A 17276-nucleotide genomic window follows, 5' to 3' on the forward strand; every position below is an offset into this window, starting at 1 on the left:
CTCCGATTGTTACGGCTGATCTTGAAGTGCTATTATAGCAGTGGCGGCTTACAGCCAAATAAAGCAGACATGGAGATTATTATGATCAGACCCATTTGTAAAGATATGATTATCTTAAGCCAGAAGTCCGTTCCGGCAACTGAGGAGGACCTTCAGGTGCTCGATGACCTTCTGGACACGCTGCGGGCCAATGCAGACCGGTGTGTCGGCCTGGCAGCTAACATGATCGGTATCAACAAGCGAATTATTGCCTTCAGCATCGGGCCGGTACATGTAGGCATGATCAATCCGGTCATCACCAAACGTAACGGCCCCTATGAAACAGAGGAAGGCTGTCTTTCCCTGGAAGGCGTACGGCATACGGTACGCTACAATTCCATTGAGGTCGAGTTCCTGGACCGCAACTTCAAGCAGCAGAAGCAGGTCTTTAGCGATTTCACAGCCCAGATCATTCAGCATGAGGTCGATCACTGTGAAGGAATTATTATTTGAGTGCGGTAAAATAGCGGACTGCTCAAGTCATTTTTCAGGCATCCATACAAAAAGCACCTCTGGACCGTAAATGATCCAAAGGTGCTTTTGTATTTTATGGTATAGAGTACCAGGCCTCCGTAAAGCCTCTTGCCCGGTATCCTTGCGTTTAACCCAAATCGCCCAGCTCGATCTGCACGATACCGCGCTCATCACGGGCCTCGGCGATCCCGCCGATGAGATGCATCAGGCTGCCGAACTCCAGCTCCTGGAATTTGCGGGCCGCCGTGTCGCGCTGCAGCTCCCAGAGGCATTCCGCCAAAGTGCAGACCACCGGCACATCACAGCGGATTTCCGCCAGCTCGCGCGACAGATGCAGCATGTCCAGATCCGCTTCGATCTTGGAGCGTACGCCCTTGGGCAGAGCCTCCAGGTTCTCGATTACACCCTCTACGCTGCCGTATTCGGTAAGCAGCTTCAGTGCTGTTTTTTCGCCGATACCCTTGACGCCTGGATAGTTGTCGCTTGTATCCCCCATAAAACCCTTGAGGTCAATGACCTGTCTTGGCGTAAGGCCCTTTTCCTCCAGCAGCTCAGCCGGATCATACACCTTATAGTTGGAACGGCCTTTTTTCATAATAACGACCTTGACGTTGTCCGTAACCAGCTGCAGCATATCATGATCACCGGTGAGAATGTAAACCTCTGATTCTTCGCCGTAGCAGGCAGCCAGCGTACCGATGCAGTCATCCGCTTCATAGCCGGCCAGTCCGATATTCGGTACGCCAAGCTCCGCTACCACTTCTTTTACCAGGTCAAACTGCGGAATCAGCTCCAGCGGCGCATCGATCCGGTTCGATTTGTATCCGTCGTACTTCTCCGTGCGGAAGGTCCCCTTGCCCATATCCCAGCAGCAGACCACATGGGAAGGCTCAAACGTGCTCACCGCGTCAAAAAAATACTGTAAAAATCCGTACACCGCATTGGTCGGAAGTCCGGCCTTCGTTTTGCGGATATATCCTCCATAAGAGGTCGCATAAAAGGCCCGGAACAGCAGAGCCATTCCGTCGACGATCATTACCCGGCCCGTTGTTTCTGAACTCATGTGTAACCTCTCCTTATTTATATAAAATTAGACGTTGCTCCAGGTTTCCTTGTATTGCTCTTCCTTATAGCCTACTGTGACCTTCTTGCCGTCAGTAACCACGGGACGCTTAATCAGCATTCCATGACCGGCCAGCAGCTCAAGCTGCTCATCCTCACTAAGGCCGGCCAGCTTGTCCTTCAGGCCCAATTCCTTATACACTTCACCGCTCGTATTAAAAAACTTCTTCAGCGGCAGGCCGCTGTCCGCCACCAGCACGCGAAGCTCCTCGACGGTGGGCGGCTGTTCGGCGATATGCTGAAGCTCAAGCTCATGCCCCTGCTCCTTCAGCCATTTCACTGCGCTGCGGCAGGTACTGCATTTCGGATATTGATAGACTTTTAAGTGACTCATATATGGCTCCTTCGGTGACTATGAAATAAATTTATATTTGCCGCAGCTTGTGCTCCAGCAAGGCCATATCAGGCGGCAGCGGTGCTTCAAAAACCAGCCCGCCCAGCCCAATCGGATGCTTGAACGACAGCCGCACCGCATGCAGAGCCTGGCGCGGAATCGCCGCATCCAGCTCTGCAATGCCCGCTAGCTGCTCCGCTCCCGTTCCGCTCCCGTACAGCGGATGCCGGTACATGCCGTCGCCGATCAGCGGGCAGCCGACCGAGCTCATGTGCACCCGGATCTGGTGGGTGCGGCCGGTCTCCAGCTTCAGCTCGACCCGCGCCGCGCGGTCTCCATAGACCTCCATGACCTTGTAGCGGGTCAGGGAGGGATAGCCGTCCGGCGTCACGATCCGCCGGTGCGGCTCTGCCGGGTCGCGGTCGATGGGGCCGTCGATATCGCCTGCAGGCGAAGCAGGTACTCCGTGCACAAAAGCGGCGTAACGCTTGTCCACCGTGCCGGCAATCATCTGCTCGGAGATATGCTGGTGGCTGTACGGGTTCTTGGCGATCACCAGTACGCCGGAGGTCTCCTGGTCCAGCCGGTGGACCGGCCGGAAGCGGTACTGCTCCCCTTTGGCTGCCCAGTAATGCACTACTCCGTTAGCCAGTGTATCTGTGTAATGCCCGTGTGTCGGGTGGACAATCATCCCGGCTGCCTTGTTGACCACCAGCAGATGCTCGTCTTCGTACAGAATATCGAAGGGGATATCCTGCGGCAGGATGTCCGCTGACGTCTCCTGCTCCATCCGGATCTCCACCCGGTCACCGCCGGCAACCTTAACACTGATATATACGCGTTCCCCGTTCAGCATAATGCCCTGCTCGGTCATTTTGAGCCGGGACAGCAGCTTGCGGGAGACATCCATCCGCTTCTGGAGGATGGTTTTGAGCAGCCAGCCGTCCTCTGACGGCGGCACAATATACGTGATCGGCGGGTAATAGCTGCTCATCTTATTTACGGAACACCTTTTTGCTGCGCACATATTCAACGTCAGCAATCCCCAGCCTTGTATTTGCCGCCCGCGCGAGCGCAAAGAAATAGTCCGACAGCCGGTTCAGATAGATAACCGCCTCCGGATTAATGTCTGCGCTGCGCCCTAGCGTAACCGCGCGCCGCTCCGCCCGCCGGCAGACCGTGCGGCAGACATGCAGCACCGAGGACAGCTGGCTGCCTCCCGGCAGGATGAAGCGCTCCAGCACCGGATTCTCCGCCTGCAGCTGGTCAATCCAGCCTTCCAGGCGGACAGCCATCTCGCTTTTAACCTTATACTTATTCTCGCTAAGCTTCACAAAAGCCAGATCCGAGCCGCAGTCGAACAGCTCATGCTGAATCTCCAGCAGCTGCTCCCGCACATCGCTGAATCTCTCATCCTCCATCAGGCTGCGGGCCTGCCCGACAAAGCTGTTCAGCTCATCTATCGTTCCATAGGCCTCGACACGGACATCGTCCTTGCCTACCCGGCCGCCGATCACTGAGGTCTCTCCTTTATCCCCCGTACGCGTATAAATCGCCATAGTAATCTTCCTCCCCCTCAGCACAATAAATCACATAATTATAGTGTAATCGCATCTGTACAGATTAGGCAAATAAAGCCCGGCATTTCTGCCATGTAAATAACTGCCTCAGCCATTTTTATTTGTACGTCCATTCCTTTTACAATCCGGATTAGAAAGGAATATTTCGGTTAATAAAGCGGTAAACAAGCCCTCAAGGAGGCTGATTGTGATGCGTGTACGAATAAATCCGAGGATTGAGCCAGTCGAAACGGGAAATCAGCTTTATCCGTTAGTTTTCCGTATGTCGCGCTATCATTATGTAATTGCCGCCTGTACTATTCTTATGTCACTGTTTTTTATCGGGTACGGCTTATATCAGGCTGAAACCGGAGCATTATTACTGCTGGTCAGCCTCGGCGCCCTGTTTCTGCTGCTCAGCCTGGCTTACATTTTTCAGATCAGCAATTCCTTTGTGGAACTGGACAACAAGACAATGCGTTACAGGGAATACAAAAAAATCGTTACGCTTGATCTTGACCGGATCTATGTGGAACTGATCGAAGGGGCATTTTACGTGCACAGCCCCCAGCATCCGCGAATCATCATAGGCAGCCAATATAAGGATGCGACGCTGCTGCACTCCCTTTTGTATAAGCACAGTGAAGAGAACACCTCGCGGGCGGACGCGGCGTTCATCGAGGATTATAACGGCTATAAGAGCTTTAGCGACAAAATATCCGGCGACAACCGGCGCAAACAGCGGAGAAATGACGTGCTTCTGGTGCTGCTGTTTATCGCGGCCAATTTATTTAATTATTATAGCAACCCGGGGCGGGAGCTTATTGATTATGTTCTGTTCTTTATCCTGACGTTTGTGAGCTCCGGGGTAGCGATTTATACAGGAAGACGCAGGGCTGCACGCAAGAGCAGACAGTAAGCTTCAGGGCTTGAACGGTCACACCAGGTCTTCTTTGAGAAAATCAATCATTTCACGGTGCATATGCTCCGGCTGCTCATGATTAACATAAAAAAAGAGCCCGAAGGCTCTCTGTATAAGGGGAATCTCCACATAAGCCAGGCTTAGTGGTATGCCCCCCTCATATATTCATTTATTTTGAGGTCCAGCAGACAGCTGATCTCAATGACAAGCTCAGAGGTAAAGGATTTCTCCTGTACAAATATCTGCTCCATTCTGCTGCGGAGAACCAGAATTTCATCTTCCAGAGTCCGCTTGCGCGCAGCAGCAGCATCCACAGCAGAATGCCCGTTCTGCGGATAGCATCCCCCGCCGTAGGAAGGCAGGTAACAATCACCCATGAGCATCATTCGTTCCCCCTAATAAAATGGAATAGTCAAATAATACCATACCCCAAGAGGAAGTTCCATTGATTGCCATGCTCCGGCTCATCACAATTTCAGCTGTCTTATTCCGTCCGCTCCCGTTCAAGCTGCAGTACAAATGCCCCGATCCGTTCAATGGCTTCGTTCAGCTGGGCTACGGAGGTTGCATATGAGCAGCGCAGATAGCCTTCACCGCCGAGACCGAACACACTGCCCGGCACTGCGGCCACTTTGTACTCCATCAGCAGGCGCTGGGCAAACTGGTCGGAAGTAAGCCCTGTACGCTGAATGCTTGGAAAAGCATAAAACGCACCCTGCGGCTCATGGCACTCCAGTCCGGCATCCCTGAGACCCTTAACGATCAGGCGGCGGCGCTGGTTATAAGAGTCCGTCATCCGGTCCTTCTCCTCCATCCCGTTGGTGAGTGCCTCCAGAGCGGCAACCTGGCCCATGGAAGGTGCACACATCACAGTGTACTGGTGGATCTTCAGCATCGCGGAGATCAGATCAGGATGCCCGCAGGCATAGCCCATCCGCCAGCCGGTCATTGCAAAGGCCTTGGAGAAGCCGCTTACCAGAATCGTGCGGTCCATCATGCCGGGCAGCGACGGGAAGCTTACATGATTGCTGCCATAGGTCAGCTCGGCATAAATCTCATCAGAGATGACAATCAGATCATGCTTCTCGACTACCTTGGCAATCGGTTCCCAGTCCTCACGGGTCATAATGGCACCTGTAGGATTGCTCGGATAACACAGGATCAGGATCTTCGACCGTGGTGTAATCTTGGCTTCAAGATCTGCCGCTGTCAGCTTGAAGTTATTCTCGCCGAAGGTTTCGATTCCGACCGGGATCCCCCCGCCGATGGATGTAATCGGTGAGTAGGAGATATAACACGGTTCAGGAATCAGAATTTCGTCTCCGGGCGAGATGAGGGCGCGGAGCGCCAGGTCAATCGCTTCACTGCCGCCTACCGTTGCGATAATCTGGTTGGCGGGATTATAGGTAACTGCAAACCGGGAATGCAGGTAATTCGCAATCCCTTCACGCAGCTCGGGCATCCCGGCATTGGAAGTATAACCGGTAAAGCCTCTCTCTAATGAATAGACGCAGGCTTCCCTGACATGCCAGGGCGTCTTGAAATCGGGCTCGCCGACACCGAGTGAAATAATGTCCTTGCTGCCTGCGGCCAGATCAAAAAACTTGCGGATCCCCGACGGCTGGATCTGCTGAACCAGCGGCGCCAGATAGGAATTCATGGATTTGCCTGATTCTCCGGTCTGCTTCTGATTATTCGTGATCATATGATTACTTCCTTTACGGAGATATCAGCAGACGATTGTCCTCTTCATGCTCTTCAAAGATGATACCGTCCTGTTTGTATTTTTTGAGCGTAAAGTTGGTTTTGGTTGAAAGCACCGAATCAATCGGCGAGAGCTTCTCGGATACAAAATTGGCGACCTCGCGGAGGTTGCGTCCCTCCACTTCGACCAGCAGGTCATAGGCGCCGGACATCAGATAGACCGATTTCACCTGCGGATACAGATAGATGCGCTCCGCTATGCCTTCAAAGCCGCGGCCGCGCTCAGGCGTAATCTGCACCTCGATCAGTGCGGTTACACGCTCATCGCTCACTTTATCCCAGTTCACGACAGTCGCATATTTTACGATGACATGATCCTTTTCCATCTGCTCAATCGCCGTCTTGACATCTTCTTCCTCCGCTCCAAGCAGGGTCGCCATCAGCGCCGCAGAGCTCCGGGCGTCCTCCTTGAGCAGTTCCAGCACTTTCCTCTTTAATTCGTCCATTTCCTTCATGCCTTCCCCCCGGATAGTTCGCCTGCCGGCCTAAATTCTTCAGCGCGGCACAGCGAAAAGAGTTTAATACTAATATGACACGAAAATGTCGCTTCTGCAAACAAAATAACCCTGCACAAGACCGGATGCCGGCTGTACAGCTTATTCATCCATGGGCTCCGCCGTTATCCTCTGCAGCAGAAAAAGCCCGTTCTGCCGGGATTCCCGGTGTGAACGGACTGTGTATAGCCTCTAAAGGCAGCGGCGTAAGCTGTGCTTCACCGCCTGCCGGGCAGGTTTACATATAGTAAGGGTTGTGACTCTGCACATTCGGCTGATGCACCGGTATTCCCGCAGCCTGGTTGTATGCTCCGGCGCCGCCTGTTTTCTGCTGCACAAACTGCTGGCATTTTGCCTGCGTCTGATGTGCAGTCTGGATCTGCTTGTCCACATCCTGGCGCAGCGCTTTTCCCGGCGCAGTATACATGTTCATCTGTGACATCTGGGTATACAGATCCCCCTGCAGGCGGAGAGTATCCATGGTCAAATCATTGAATACCCGGCGGACAGTCGGACAATTCGATTCGGTTGCAGCGGTCGTATACTCGCGAACCGTGCGCTTCAAATCCGCAAGCACAGTATTCAGCAAGTCCTCGTCTGCCATAAATGCAGTTCCGTTTTGAGCGTACACTAGCATTACCTCCTGTTTTTGTATATAGATTGTTGGCTAAAAGAAGTTCATGTCATTATTGCGGCTGTGTCGGTGCATATTGCTGATGCTGCTGCATCAGCTGGATCAGCGTATTCATGTGCTGAGTGTGGCTCTGAATCTGCTGGACGCAGATTTGCTGAACCGTCTGGTTCTGGGTTGTACCTGCGGTTGCAGCCAGCTGTTTGATAAGCAGATCTTCGTTGGAAATGGAGTCGGCGATGTATTCCAGTTCTTTGCCGCTCAGCGCCTGCATTTGATTTGAATGCATTCTGTAATTCCCTCCTTCTTAATGTACAAGCAGTCCTTATTATGCCGCTGCAGCTTATGGTTTATGTAGCTTCTGCAACGTATCTGCCAGAATAAAATGGTCCTGTATCCTTTGTATCAGCGCAAACAGGACAGCCAATACTACTTTATCGGAATCTCACTAAGGAGAGATACACATGAGACTTAACAGCGGACACATGCCCTGGGAAGCCACTTTTAAAAACCGGCCTGTCTATCCTTCATTGGAAGAGGATGTATCCTGTGACTGCCTGATCGTCGGCGGAGGCATGGGCGGAGCCATGATGGCCTACCGTTTATCGCTCAGCGGGGCTTCTGCAGTTCTAATCGACAAAAGAGACATCGCAGGCGGGAGCTCCCATGCTAATACCGGCCTGCTGCAGATCGCCAATGACAAATCATTGACCGCTTGCATCAATACATTCGGTGAAGCAAACGGCGTATTATTCTATAAATTATGCCGGGAAGCCCTGGATAACATTCTGGATCTGCCTGGGAAACTTGATATTGAGGCCCGGATTATCCCGCGCAGCAGCCTGCTCTACGCCAGCACGCCTGAGGATGTTCCGCTGCTCCGGCAAGAGCATGAAACGCTGACAGCCCACGGATTTCATTCGGAATTCTGGGATGCAGACAAGGTCGGGGCTCATTACTCCTTCTCCAAGCCGGCAGCTTTGTACTCCAAGGGGGATGCCGAAACGAACCCGTTCCGCATGGTCCATAGCCTGATCGACAAGGCTCATTCCGGCGGTGTCCGTATATATGAGCATACCCGTGCCGTCCGCTATGAGTACCACGCTGAGGGGGTTACCTGTTATACAGACCGGGGCAGGATTTTTGCCAAAAAGGTAGTATTCGCCATGGGCTATGAGACACAGGAGATGAAGAAGGACCGGGGTGCTGAGCTCATCAACACGTATGCCATCAAGACCCGGCCGCTGGCCAAGCTGCCAAAATGGCATGAACGGAGCCTGATCTGGGAAACGGCCCGGCCTTATCTTTATTTCCGGACCACACCCGACAACTGCATTATTGCCGGCGGCAAGGATGAGCAGCTTACCGATCCGGAGCGGCGCGAGGTCCGGGTGCTCTCCCAGTGCCGGCGTCTGCTGGAGGAGGTTGAAGCGCTGTTTCCGGAGGCTAAAGGCGTTGAGGCGGAGTATGCCTGGGGTGCTCTTTTTGGAACCACCCGGGACGGACTCCCGTTTATAGGCCCGCATCCGGATTATCCGCACTGCTATTTCATCGAAGGCTACGGCGGCAACGGAACAGTCTACAGTATGATTGCGGCTGAGCTGCTGGCCGATACGCTTGCCGGCCGCCGACGGCCGGAGCTCGAGCTGTTCTCTCTGACGCGCAGCACCAAGCCATCGCCTGCTCCTGCCGTGGAAGCTTAGCCGTAATGACTAATGCCTCTTAGGTATGTTCCGGCCAACAAAAACAGCAGGAGCCCTGCTCGTATGAGCATGAACTCCTGCTGTTTGATTTATCTGCGCAAAGACGAGTGTGGAGATAGCTGAATCCCTTACTGCGCCTGTACAAATTCTGCAGATTTGATGCCGGCCTGACGTCCGAAGATAATAATTTCGGCAACGGAGTTTCCGCCGATGCGGTTCTGGCCGTGCAGACCGCCTGTAACTTCACCTGCCGCGAACAGGCCAGTGATCGGCTGGCCGTCTTTATCCAGCACTTCGGTATTCGTGTTGATCTTTACGCCGCCCATGGTGTAGTGAATCCCCGGAGCGATTTTGATGGCATAGAACGGTCCGGCGGACAGGTCATGATCCATCCCGGTTGTTCTGCCGAACTCGGCATCCTTCTTGCTTGCTACTGCGCTGTTCCATGTGTCGACTGTCGCCTGCAGCTTGTCGGCAGGTACCTGCATCGCCTCAGCCAGAGCCTGGACTGTATCACCCTGGATAACAAAGCCCATTTTTTCATACTGCTGAATGGCTTTGACGCGTGATTTTACGCCGGAATCGAATACGAGGTAGGCCGCTTTTTCAGGGAGGCTGTTAATGGCTGCTGTTACTTTATCACGCGTATCCAGCTCATTAGTGAACCGTGTGCCTTCGCTTGAGACTAGCAGACCGCCTTCACCGCGGACCGCTTCGCCGATCAGGTAAGATTTTTCCTGCTGTACAGTCGGGTGAACCTGAATCTGATCCATATCAACGGTTGTACCACCCATCGCCAGAATCATTTTGATCCCGTCGCCGGTGCTGCCGATCTGGTTAGTGGTAACATAGCCCTCAAGATCCGGTCTTACTTCGGTAATCATATCCATGTTGGAGCCAAAGCCGCCTGTTGTTACAACGACCGCTTTACCTGTAATGACTTTTTCATCTGCCTGGTTGAACAAGACCTTCACACCGCTAACCTTGCCGTCCTGCCGGGTAATCTCCTTCACATCAGCGTTCACGAACAGCGAAATCCCCTGCTCCTGAACATTCTGCACCAGTCCTTTTACCAGGTACTGGCCGATAGCCGAGCCGTCTTCCGGACGGTGTGTGCGTTTCTCGTTCATGCCGCCGGTGATGGTAATATTGTTCAGCCGGATGCCGATCGAATCGAGCCAGTCAATGGCTGCTGCGGAATTGTCGACGAAGAAACGAAGCATTTCTGTGTTGTTGGTGTCATGACCGCCTTTCAGCGTCTCGTCATAAAACAGATCATTGCTGTCTTCGATGCCCTGCTCCTTCTGGAACTTGGTCTCGGAAGCATTCATCCCGGAGGAGGATTTAGTCGTGTTCCCGCCGGCAACCGGCATTTTTTCAAAAATAACCGGGTTCAGCCCTTTCGCCTTCGCTTCAAGCGCAGCGGTCATACCGGCGCCGCCCGCACCGACGATGATAATGTCGTAGCTCTCTTTTAACTGATCCAGTGGTGTATAGCTGGCGACTGATGCCCCGGACACGGCTTCCGCCTCTTTTGGCGCTTCCGTTGCGCTTGCCGCGCTGTTAGTGCTCTTATTCCCACTTGCATTATTGTCCGTATTAGTGCTGTTGTTTCCGTTACCGCATCCCGCGATAACAAGAATAACGGAGAGAATGAGAAGAAGAGCGGCTGCTGTTTTCTTTTTCATGTGTAACCGTTGCCCCCTTGTGCATATTTTCACAATAATCATAGCTGTGCGGAGGCGTCTTTGGAAGCTTACGTAATTAAAGAAAACGTTTTGTAACTAAAGTAAGTAAAGAGCCTGAGGGAATGCCCGGGCGGGTTTCAGGTTAAGTATATATATGGGATAACATCCGCAAATGCTGTTATTTCACAATACCGGGAGGTGCTTGTAATTTGATTGAGCTAGCCGTTGTTATTTTGCTGATCTTTGTTAACGCTTTTTTTGCGGCATCCGAAATGGCATTGATCTCACTGAACGACAACAAAATCCGCCTGATGGCACAGGACGGCAACGCCAAAGCGAAGCTCCTGCAGGGATTGCTTGAAGAGCCCAGCCGTTTTCTGGCAACGATCCAGATCGGGATAACCCTTGCCGGGTTTATGGCGAGCGCCTTTGCTGCCGAAAATTTTGCCGGGGACCTATCTGCCCTGCTCGTTTCGCTCGGCGTTCCCGTTGCAGTCAATATTCTGGATACCGTTTCCCTGGTTTTTATCACCCTGATTCTCTCTTATGTCACACTTGTGCTGGGAGAGCTTGTCCCGAAACGGGTAGCCATGAAAAAAGCCGATACCATCGCCATGTTTGTTGCATCACCGCTCAACCTGCTGTCCAAGATAGCTGCCCCTTTTGTAAAATTATTAACAGCCTCCACTAATCTGCTGGTCCGGTTATTCGGTGTGGACCCGAATGAGAAGGATGAGGAGGTATCCGAGGAAGAAATCCGGATGATGCTGGACAGCGGGGCACAGCTCGGGACGATTCAGGCTGCGGAAAAGCTGATGATTAACAATATTTTTGACTTTGACAATAAGCAGGTATCGGATATTATGACTCACCGTACCGATATTGTGGCGCTTTCTGTACTGGCTACTCCGGAGGAAGTCGCCCTGGCCGCTGAGAAGGAGGGTTACAGCCGCTTTCCGCTGTACGACCGCCATATAGACAGCATTGTAGGCATTCTGCACAGTAAAGACCTGATCCGGTTTGTAAACGGGGGCAGCGGCGGTTCATGGAATTTGCGGGAATTGGCCCGCCGTCCCTATTTTGTTCCCGCTTCGAAAAAAACACATGAGCTGTTTGAGGAGCTGCAGCAGAACCGTGTGCATTTTGCCGTAGTGGTGGATGAGTATGGCGGGACTGCAGGGATCGTGACGATGGAGGATCTGCTCGAGGAGATTGTCGGGAATATTTACGATGAATATGACGAGCATGAGGAAGAATATACACAGCTTGACGACCAGGCTTACTTGTTCAACGGTACCATGAGTTTGCGCGAGGTGCAGCAGGTGCTCACGGCGAAACTGCCGGTGGAGGATTATGATACGCTCAGCGGGTTCGTAATCGGCCAGATCGGCCGTATTCCTTCCTCCCATGAGAAGCCCGAATTTGTCTATGGAAGATATATCTTCTCTGTCCATGAGGTAGGCCAGCGGCGGATCCGCAAGATTAAGGTTACGCTGCAGCAGGCTGCGGGGTGAACGGCGCGTGGGGTGCCCGTCGAGGGAGCGTGCATGCTGAGCGGTGCATGGAGGGAGCGGTGTATGGAGCCCGGGGCTTGGGCGGGCTGCCGGGTCGGCCTGGCCGAGGCCCATTAGAGGGATTTTTCCCTCTATTGGCTGCCGGATCAGCCCCGCACCAGCTCATGGCCCGCAGCAAAATTCCGCACTTTATCCGCGGACATAAGATAAAGGACCCCAAAAGGGTCCTTTATACTTTTACCGGCCGCTGCCGCTAATATATTTTCCAATAATTTCATGACCATCAGGCGTTACGGTGTACATATAAACCGGGCGTCCTACCGCACCATAGCCGATCTCCATGCCGAGAACCCCGGCGTCCTTGAGAAAAGCCAGATACTTGCGGACTGAAATCCGGGAAATGGGAGCTCCTGCGGTAATTTCCTCAGTGGAGAACACGGGATTGTCCAGCTGCCGGATAATGCTCCAGATGCTTGCCAGCGTTCCCTCGGACAGCCCTTTGGGCAACGGTAAAGCTGCACCCTTCTCCTCTTCCGTTCCGCTATGAGGCCGCAGCAGCTTGTCGAGCTGTTCCTGGCTGAGCGGCTCCTCCTGCTTCATCAGGGCGAAGTAATCCTCTTTGTATGCTGTCAGCGCCGCCTGAAACCGGGCGAATTCGAACGGCTTGATCAGGTAATCAACGGCTCCCAGCTGCAGCGCTTTGCGGATGCTGGCATTGTCGCTGGCAGCTGAGATGATAATAATGTCGGCTGTGCTCCCCTGCTCACGCAGGGAGGACAGCAGCTGCAAGCCGTTCGTCCCGGGCATATAGATGTCCAATAGCACGAGATCAATCTCCTGCTCGGCAAGCACTCTGGCAGCCTCAACGCCCGAGGTAACCCAGCCCGCGCACTCAAAACCCTCGACCTGCTCCAGATAATGGCGGTTGAATTTGGCTACCATCGGGTCATCCTCAACAATCAGCACTCTAATGTTCATATGCTCTCCTCATCCTTTACAGCATACGGCACTTCTACGGCAAAAGTAGTTCCCGTCCCGTTTGTTCCATCCACACCCCGGGAAAGGACTTCAAGCCTGCCTCCGAGCTTCTCTACGCTTTTGCGCACCAGATAAAGACCGAATCCGCGGCCTTCCCCTTTAGTGGAGAACCCCTGCACATAAACCTGCTGCTGCAGCTGGTCCGGAATTCCCGGCCCGCTGTCTTGTACAGTACAGCTAAGAATCCCGCTTTCATAGGTAAAAGCGAGCTCAATTGCCCTGACCGCCTGCCCTTCCAGCGCATCCATTGCATTGTCCAGCAGGTTGCCGGCAATGGTAATCAGCTCGTGAATGGTCTGCGGATCAGCAGCTTCCGGTAAATAGCTGTCTGCAGACAGCGCAAGCTCTGTTCCGGCCTCCCTCGCCCTGCTGAGCTTGCCCAGCAGAAACCCGGCCATCACCGGGTCTTTAATCTGGCGTGTAATGGAACCGATCTCGTTCTGGTAATTGCTGACTGTTCCCGAAATATACTGCTCAAGCTCCTCATAGAGGCCCATATGCGTCATGCCCATGATGACATGCAGCTTATTCATAAACTCATGCGCGCCTGCCCGGAGCGCATCTGCATATACGGAGATGCCGGATAAGCGTTCCGCCAGCACAATCAGCTCGGTTTTGTCACGGAAGGTGGCAATCGCCCCGGCAATTTCACCGTTCACCCGGATCGGCACCCGGCTGACCAGCAATGTGATACCGTTAAGCTCCAGCTCCTGATCCTGCCAGGCCTCACCGCTTGCCAGCACCTGCTCCAGTCTGAGCTCCGGCCAGTACGCGCTGATCTTCCGGGTGTTGCCGTTGCCGGCAATACGGCTTTAGCCAGAAGCCGTTCAGCCTCTACATTGACCATGGTGATAATACCCTTATCGTCCACTGCAATAATGCCTTCGCGAATGGATTGCAGCATGGCGCTGCGCTCCTGCAGCAGCTGCGAAATATCGGCAGGCTCCATGCCGAAGATCATACGCTTAATCTTCAGGCCGAGTATTACAGCCCCGCCGGCCCCGAGAGCCGCACCGGACAGCAGGATGGCAACCAGGGTCCATTCATTTTGCCTGACCAGCTTCTGCACCCGCTCCATCGACAGTCCCACAACAACAACGCCTGCCTGATGGCCTCTGTTCGTATACACTGGAACAAAGGCGCGTAAGGAGCGCCCGAGCATGCCTTGTCCCTCCGAGATGCTCTCCCCGCCGCGCAGGGCTGCCTGCTGGCCGCCACCGACGAACGGTTTGCCGATTAGCGAAGCATCAGGATGTGAATAACGGATACTGTTCATATCAATGACAACTACAAACATAATATCATTGCGCCGGGTTATTTTGGAGGTATAGGCCTGGATTTCCCTGCTGTCTCCTGTGCTCAGGCCCTCCGAGATCAGCGGAATCAGGGCAATGGTGCGGGCAATTGCATACGCCTTGTCCTCCAGTGCATGCCGGGTCTGCGGGATAATCTGATTTCTGAAAATAAAATAAAGCATCAGCAGCACCACCAGCACCACCGCTGATACCATCACAGCAACCTTAGTTCTTAAACCGATTCTTTTTCTTCTCGCCATTTATGATAAGTCCTCTCCGGCATGTCCTGCTCCCATTATGACATATCGCCGGCCTCCCTGCGGTGAAGCCTGCGGCGGAGTACAAGCCAGCTGCCCAGGGGAGCTGTGCCAAGCGCCAGCAACAGAACAATAATAACCTGCGTTGAGCGGCTGACTGACAGCACACCGATAAACACCAGGATACCCAGGAGCCGCCCGCTCATCAGGCTAAGCTCCCGGAGTACCACCCATTCTACCCGTTTACTCACACTTTCTGCCGTTTCGCCCATCAGGTCAAAGCTGATTGAAGTCATCGGCAGCATGTATAACGGAATAAACAGTGAAGTTCCGATCCCCATGAGCAGCAGCGTACCGTAGCTGAGCTTCCAGAGCAGCGGCACGATCACCGCCACCAGCAGGATTCCGCCTGCAAGCATGCCTGCGGAGCGGAATCGGGGCCTGAACCATTTACCGGCCGCATAATAGCTGACCAGGGAGACCGAGGAAGTGATCAGCGCGAATTGCCCGAGCTTGCTCTCTGTCTGCGCTGCAATGTAAACCAGCAGACCGATGAGGAAGGAGAAGACACCTTCCCGTATGCCCTGAAACACCAGTGCGCCGGCAACAGGCCGCCATGCGCTGCCGCTCCGCCTCAGCTCTCTCCACGGCTCCAGCCACAGATAAGCTCCTTCGCTTTTTCGCTTCTTCAGAAAGAAACTCAGCACAGCTGCAGCCGCGTAGATACAGAGCGATACGATGAACACCACCCGGTATCCGCGCTGCCCCTGGAGCCTTGAGATCAGCCAGCCAGACAGAAACGGGCCGACAATACCGGTCAGTGAACCAAGCAGTCCCATCCAGCCGTTGTAATAATCACGGTTCTGTGCATCCGTTATTTCGAAATAGATGATATTATAGGACAGCCAGAATAAACCGATGGCTACGCCAAGCGTCAAGCCCAGCGGCCAAATGTAGCTTGAGGCAGCTTTCCCGGTCCACAGCACCAGCAAATAAAAAATGCCCGAAACGGTAATTCCCAGCCGCAGGGCATTCATTTTATTATGTTCCTTGACCCATTTACCGGCCAGCCAGAAGCTGAGGCCCACCGCCACCTGCTGGCTGAACGCAAACCAGCCGATCATGCCATAATCCTGACGGGCTTTCCATAAATACACATTCAAAAAAGTACCCGCCAGCACACTGGCCAGCAAATTTAATCCGTTCACCGCAAGCAGCAGAGCCGCCTGGTTTTCTGGTGTTTTTTTCAATGTAACGCCCTCCTGCCATCTGTCTGGACTGGACAACCAATCCGGTTTAGCTTGTCCGGCAGAAGGACGGATTATAAACATTTAAGTTATTTTCCGCTGCTCAGATTACGCACAAACTGAATACGGTCTTCCTGGGCAAGACTTTGCTGCACATGGAAGCAGGAAGGACAGACGTACAGATTCAGCGAGAACGGTGCCTTGAGTACAGGACCGGCCAGCGCTTCGGAAGCTGATGGCTCAAACTGGTCTACCGGCTGCTTGCCGGCCAGCACCAGCAGCTCGTGGCACTGCGGGCATTCCGGCGCCTCAAGCTGAGCCGCCAGAACCGCAGCTACGCTCTGCTCATATTGCTGAAGGTCATACTCTTCGCCAAACTGGCTAAGCGTATTATAGATCGGTACTACGCTTTCTTTATCATCATCGTCCCACAAATTATCGTTACTGATCTCGTCCGTTTCCGCATCTTCCACGGCTTCCGGCTCTTCATCCTCAAGATCATCCACGCCTACGGTAATCGTACGGTAGCCGCTAAGCTCATTGTTACAGTGGGGGCACGTCTCTTCAGGCCCGAATTCCTCATCCCACACAATTTCAGTATGGCACCACGGGCATACAGTTGTTTCCATTGTTTCTGTCTCCTTCTTACCTCACATATAAAATTCAGTTAATCACCAGATATAAAATACCTGCTGCCAAAAAAGCTACGGCGGAGATAAACAGCACCCGGATCAGAATTTTCATCAGTTCTACTCCTAAGTCAGGATATCGCGGCGCCAATCACGTAGGACAGCGAGACCGAGATCAGCAGTGCTGTGAACCCGACAGCCCTGTTATCCGCGGCAATTTCATCATCAATCGAAAAAACGGGGGTGAGAAATTCAAACAGGAAATAGGCGAGCAGCAGCAGTAAAAATCCGACCAGCGACCATTTCATCGTCTCATAAATCGAGGCTCCCGCCTGAATGCTGAAGCGCAGAATGTTACAGATTCCGAAAATTTTGCCGCCGGTAGCCATTGCCACCGCCAGATTCCCCTTGCGGATTTCCTCCCAGCAGTTATACTTGGTCACCATTTCGAAGAAGGACAGGAAGATTACCAGACCCAGAATGGCTACAGTGAAATAGCCGAGCAATGCGCCCAGCGGATGATCCAGCAAAAGATCAATATTTCCTTGCATAATTCCCCTCTTTCT

Annotated in this window: 20 protein-coding genes; 4 read left to right on the forward strand and 16 right to left on the reverse strand. The window is 53.2% G+C overall.

Going from position 1 to position 17276, the window contains the following annotated elements; all coding sequences use genetic code 11:
* The first annotated feature begins 81 nt into the window (after positions 1-81).
* Positions 82-492, forward strand: a complete 411-nt coding sequence (locus AWJ19_RS30075; RefSeq protein WP_068729193.1) for a peptide deformylase — start codon at positions 82-84, stop codon at positions 490-492.
* A 148-nt stretch (positions 493-640) separates the two neighbouring features.
* Here the strand turns inward: AWJ19_RS30075 and AWJ19_RS30080 are convergent, their stop codons facing one another.
* Genes AWJ19_RS30080 through AWJ19_RS30095 form a run of 4 tightly spaced genes read right to left on the reverse strand, consistent with a single transcriptional unit; the run spans position 641 to position 3528 of the window.
* A complete protein-coding gene (locus AWJ19_RS30080) occupies positions 641-1576 on the reverse strand; it encodes a 5'-3' exonuclease H3TH domain-containing protein (RefSeq protein ID WP_068729014.1) in 936 nt (311 codons plus the stop codon).
* A 27-nt stretch (positions 1577-1603) separates the two neighbouring features.
* Positions 1604-1969 carry an arsenate reductase family protein gene (locus AWJ19_RS30085; protein ID WP_068729016.1) on the reverse strand — a complete coding sequence of 122 codons (366 nt, stop codon included), beginning with the start codon at positions 1967-1969 and terminating at the stop codon, positions 1604-1606.
* A gap of 31 nt (positions 1970-2000) precedes the next feature.
* The gene (locus tag AWJ19_RS30090) at positions 2001-2963 is read right to left on the reverse strand and encodes an RluA family pseudouridine synthase (RefSeq protein ID WP_068729018.1); all 963 of its coding nucleotides are present in this window, start codon (positions 2961-2963) and stop codon (positions 2001-2003) included.
* Position 2964: 1 nt separating this feature from the next.
* Positions 2965-3528 carry a cob(I)yrinic acid a,c-diamide adenosyltransferase gene (locus AWJ19_RS30095; protein WP_068729020.1) on the reverse strand — a complete coding sequence of 188 codons (564 nt, stop codon included), beginning with the start codon at positions 3526-3528 and terminating at the stop codon, positions 2965-2967.
* Positions 3529-3739: 211 nt separating this feature from the next.
* Here AWJ19_RS30095 and AWJ19_RS30100 point away from each other — a divergent pair, with 211 nt between their 5' ends.
* Positions 3740-4447, forward strand: coding sequence for a hypothetical protein (locus AWJ19_RS30100; RefSeq protein ID WP_068729022.1), 708 nt, complete (start codon positions 3740-3742; stop codon positions 4445-4447).
* A gap of 143 nt (positions 4448-4590) precedes the next feature.
* Here AWJ19_RS30100 and AWJ19_RS30105 read toward each other — a convergent pair whose 3' ends face one another.
* The 5 genes from AWJ19_RS30105 to AWJ19_RS30125 all read right to left on the reverse strand — a co-directional run bounded on the left by AWJ19_RS30105 (position 4591) and on the right by AWJ19_RS30125 (position 7628).
* A complete protein-coding gene (locus AWJ19_RS30105) occupies positions 4591-4836 on the reverse strand; it encodes an aspartyl-phosphate phosphatase Spo0E family protein (protein ID WP_082708205.1) in 246 nt (81 codons plus the stop codon).
* Positions 4837-4934: 98 nt separating this feature from the next.
* Positions 4935-6155, reverse strand: coding sequence for an aminotransferase class I/II-fold pyridoxal phosphate-dependent enzyme (locus AWJ19_RS30110; protein ID WP_068729026.1), 1221 nt, complete (start codon positions 6153-6155; stop codon positions 4935-4937).
* Between the two features lie 13 nt (positions 6156-6168).
* The gene (locus AWJ19_RS30115; protein WP_039871479.1) at positions 6169-6669 is read right to left on the reverse strand and encodes an Lrp/AsnC family transcriptional regulator; all 501 of its coding nucleotides are present in this window, start codon (positions 6667-6669) and stop codon (positions 6169-6171) included.
* A 277-nt stretch (positions 6670-6946) separates the two neighbouring features.
* Positions 6947-7339, reverse strand: coding sequence for a spore coat protein (locus AWJ19_RS30120; protein WP_068729028.1), 393 nt, complete (start codon positions 7337-7339; stop codon positions 6947-6949).
* A gap of 55 nt (positions 7340-7394) precedes the next feature.
* A complete protein-coding gene (locus AWJ19_RS30125; RefSeq protein ID WP_068729030.1) occupies positions 7395-7628 on the reverse strand; it encodes a hypothetical protein in 234 nt (77 codons plus the stop codon).
* 175 nt (positions 7629-7803) lie between these two features.
* Here AWJ19_RS30125 and AWJ19_RS30130 point away from each other — a divergent pair, with 175 nt between their 5' ends.
* Positions 7804-9042, forward strand: coding sequence for an FAD-binding oxidoreductase (locus tag AWJ19_RS30130; RefSeq protein WP_068729032.1), 1239 nt, complete (start codon positions 7804-7806; stop codon positions 9040-9042).
* A 128-nt stretch (positions 9043-9170) separates the two neighbouring features.
* Here AWJ19_RS30130 and AWJ19_RS30135 read toward each other — a convergent pair whose 3' ends face one another.
* Positions 9171-10730 carry a flavocytochrome c gene (locus AWJ19_RS30135; RefSeq protein ID WP_068729034.1) on the reverse strand — a complete coding sequence of 520 codons (1560 nt, stop codon included), beginning with the start codon at positions 10728-10730 and terminating at the stop codon, positions 9171-9173.
* A gap of 209 nt (positions 10731-10939) precedes the next feature.
* Here AWJ19_RS30135 and AWJ19_RS30140 point away from each other — a divergent pair, with 209 nt between their 5' ends.
* Positions 10940-12244, forward strand: coding sequence for a hemolysin family protein (locus tag AWJ19_RS30140; RefSeq protein ID WP_082708206.1), 1305 nt, complete (start codon positions 10940-10942; stop codon positions 12242-12244).
* Positions 12245-12481: 237 nt separating this feature from the next.
* On the opposite strand, the gene AWJ19_RS30150 is transcribed toward AWJ19_RS30140, so the two are convergent.
* From AWJ19_RS30150 to AWJ19_RS30170, 6 genes are all read right to left on the reverse strand, one after another.
* Positions 12482-13222 carry a response regulator gene (locus tag AWJ19_RS30150; protein WP_068729040.1) on the reverse strand — a complete coding sequence of 247 codons (741 nt, stop codon included), beginning with the start codon at positions 13220-13222 and terminating at the stop codon, positions 12482-12484.
* Positions 13219-14025 carry an ATP-binding protein gene (locus AWJ19_RS34975; RefSeq protein ID WP_128083731.1) on the reverse strand — a complete coding sequence of 269 codons (807 nt, stop codon included), beginning with the start codon at positions 14023-14025 and terminating at the stop codon, positions 13219-13221. The genes AWJ19_RS30150 and AWJ19_RS34975 overlap by 4 nt, the downstream gene beginning before the upstream one ends.
* Positions 13938-14837 carry a hypothetical protein gene (locus tag AWJ19_RS34980; protein ID WP_128083732.1) on the reverse strand — a complete coding sequence of 300 codons (900 nt, stop codon included), beginning with the start codon at positions 14835-14837 and terminating at the stop codon, positions 13938-13940. The genes AWJ19_RS34975 and AWJ19_RS34980 overlap by 88 nt, the downstream gene beginning before the upstream one ends.
* A 35-nt stretch (positions 14838-14872) precedes the next feature.
* Positions 14873-16084 carry an MFS transporter gene (locus AWJ19_RS30160; protein ID WP_068729042.1) on the reverse strand — a complete coding sequence of 404 codons (1212 nt, stop codon included), beginning with the start codon at positions 16082-16084 and terminating at the stop codon, positions 14873-14875.
* A gap of 86 nt (positions 16085-16170) precedes the next feature.
* Positions 16171-16710: a hypothetical protein gene (locus AWJ19_RS30165; RefSeq protein WP_068729044.1), complete on the reverse strand. Its 540-nt coding sequence runs from the start codon at positions 16708-16710 to the stop codon at positions 16171-16173.
* A gap of 131 nt (positions 16711-16841) precedes the next feature.
* Positions 16842-17261, reverse strand: coding sequence for a DUF350 domain-containing protein (locus AWJ19_RS30170; RefSeq protein ID WP_068729046.1), 420 nt, complete (start codon positions 17259-17261; stop codon positions 16842-16844).
* Positions 17262-17276 lie beyond the last annotated feature (15 nt).

This window comes from Paenibacillus sp. DMB5 (assembly GCF_001517085.1).
Taxonomy (GTDB): domain Bacteria; phylum Bacillota; class Bacilli; order Paenibacillales; family Paenibacillaceae; genus Paenibacillus_AQ.

Coding starts and splice junctions, on each gene's coding strand:
- AWJ19_RS30075 (WP_068729193.1), top strand. CDS start 82: ATGATCAGACCCATTTGTAAAGATATGATTATCTTAAGCCAGAAGTCC.
- AWJ19_RS30080 (WP_068729014.1), bottom strand. CDS start 1,576: ATGAGTTCAGAAACAACGGGCCGGGTAATGATCGTCGACGGAATGGCT.
- AWJ19_RS30085 (WP_068729016.1), bottom strand. CDS start 1,969: ATGAGTCACTTAAAAGTCTATCAATATCCGAAATGCAGTACCTGCCGC.
- AWJ19_RS30090 (WP_068729018.1), bottom strand. CDS start 2,963: ATGAGCAGCTATTACCCGCCGATCACGTATATTGTGCCGCCGTCAGAG.
- AWJ19_RS30095 (WP_068729020.1), bottom strand. CDS start 3,528: ATGGCGATTTATACGCGTACGGGGGATAAAGGAGAGACCTCAGTGATC.
- AWJ19_RS30100 (WP_068729022.1), top strand. CDS start 3,740: ATGCGTGTACGAATAAATCCGAGGATTGAGCCAGTCGAAACGGGAAAT.
- AWJ19_RS30105 (WP_082708205.1), bottom strand. CDS start 4,836: ATGATGCTCATGGGTGATTGTTACCTGCCTTCCTACGGCGGGGGATGC.
- AWJ19_RS30110 (WP_068729026.1), bottom strand. CDS start 6,155: ATGATCACGAATAATCAGAAGCAGACCGGAGAATCAGGCAAATCCATG.
- AWJ19_RS30115 (WP_039871479.1), bottom strand. CDS start 6,669: ATGAAGGAAATGGACGAATTAAAGAGGAAAGTGCTGGAACTGCTCAAG.
- AWJ19_RS30125 (WP_068729030.1), bottom strand. CDS start 7,628: ATGCATTCAAATCAAATGCAGGCGCTGAGCGGCAAAGAACTGGAATAC.
- AWJ19_RS30130 (WP_068729032.1), top strand. CDS start 7,804: ATGAGACTTAACAGCGGACACATGCCCTGGGAAGCCACTTTTAAAAAC.
- AWJ19_RS30135 (WP_068729034.1), bottom strand. CDS start 10,730: ATGAAAAAGAAAACAGCAGCCGCTCTTCTTCTCATTCTCTCCGTTATT.
- AWJ19_RS30150 (WP_068729040.1), bottom strand. CDS start 13,222: ATGAACATTAGAGTGCTGATTGTTGAGGATGACCCGATGGTAGCCAAA.
- AWJ19_RS34980 (WP_128083732.1), bottom strand. CDS start 14,837: ATGGCGAGAAGAAAAAGAATCGGTTTAAGAACTAAGGTTGCTGTGATG.
- AWJ19_RS30165 (WP_068729044.1), bottom strand. CDS start 16,710: ATGGAAACAACTGTATGCCCGTGGTGCCATACTGAAATTGTGTGGGAT.
- AWJ19_RS30170 (WP_068729046.1), bottom strand. CDS start 17,261: ATGCAAGGAAATATTGATCTTTTGCTGGATCATCCGCTGGGCGCATTG.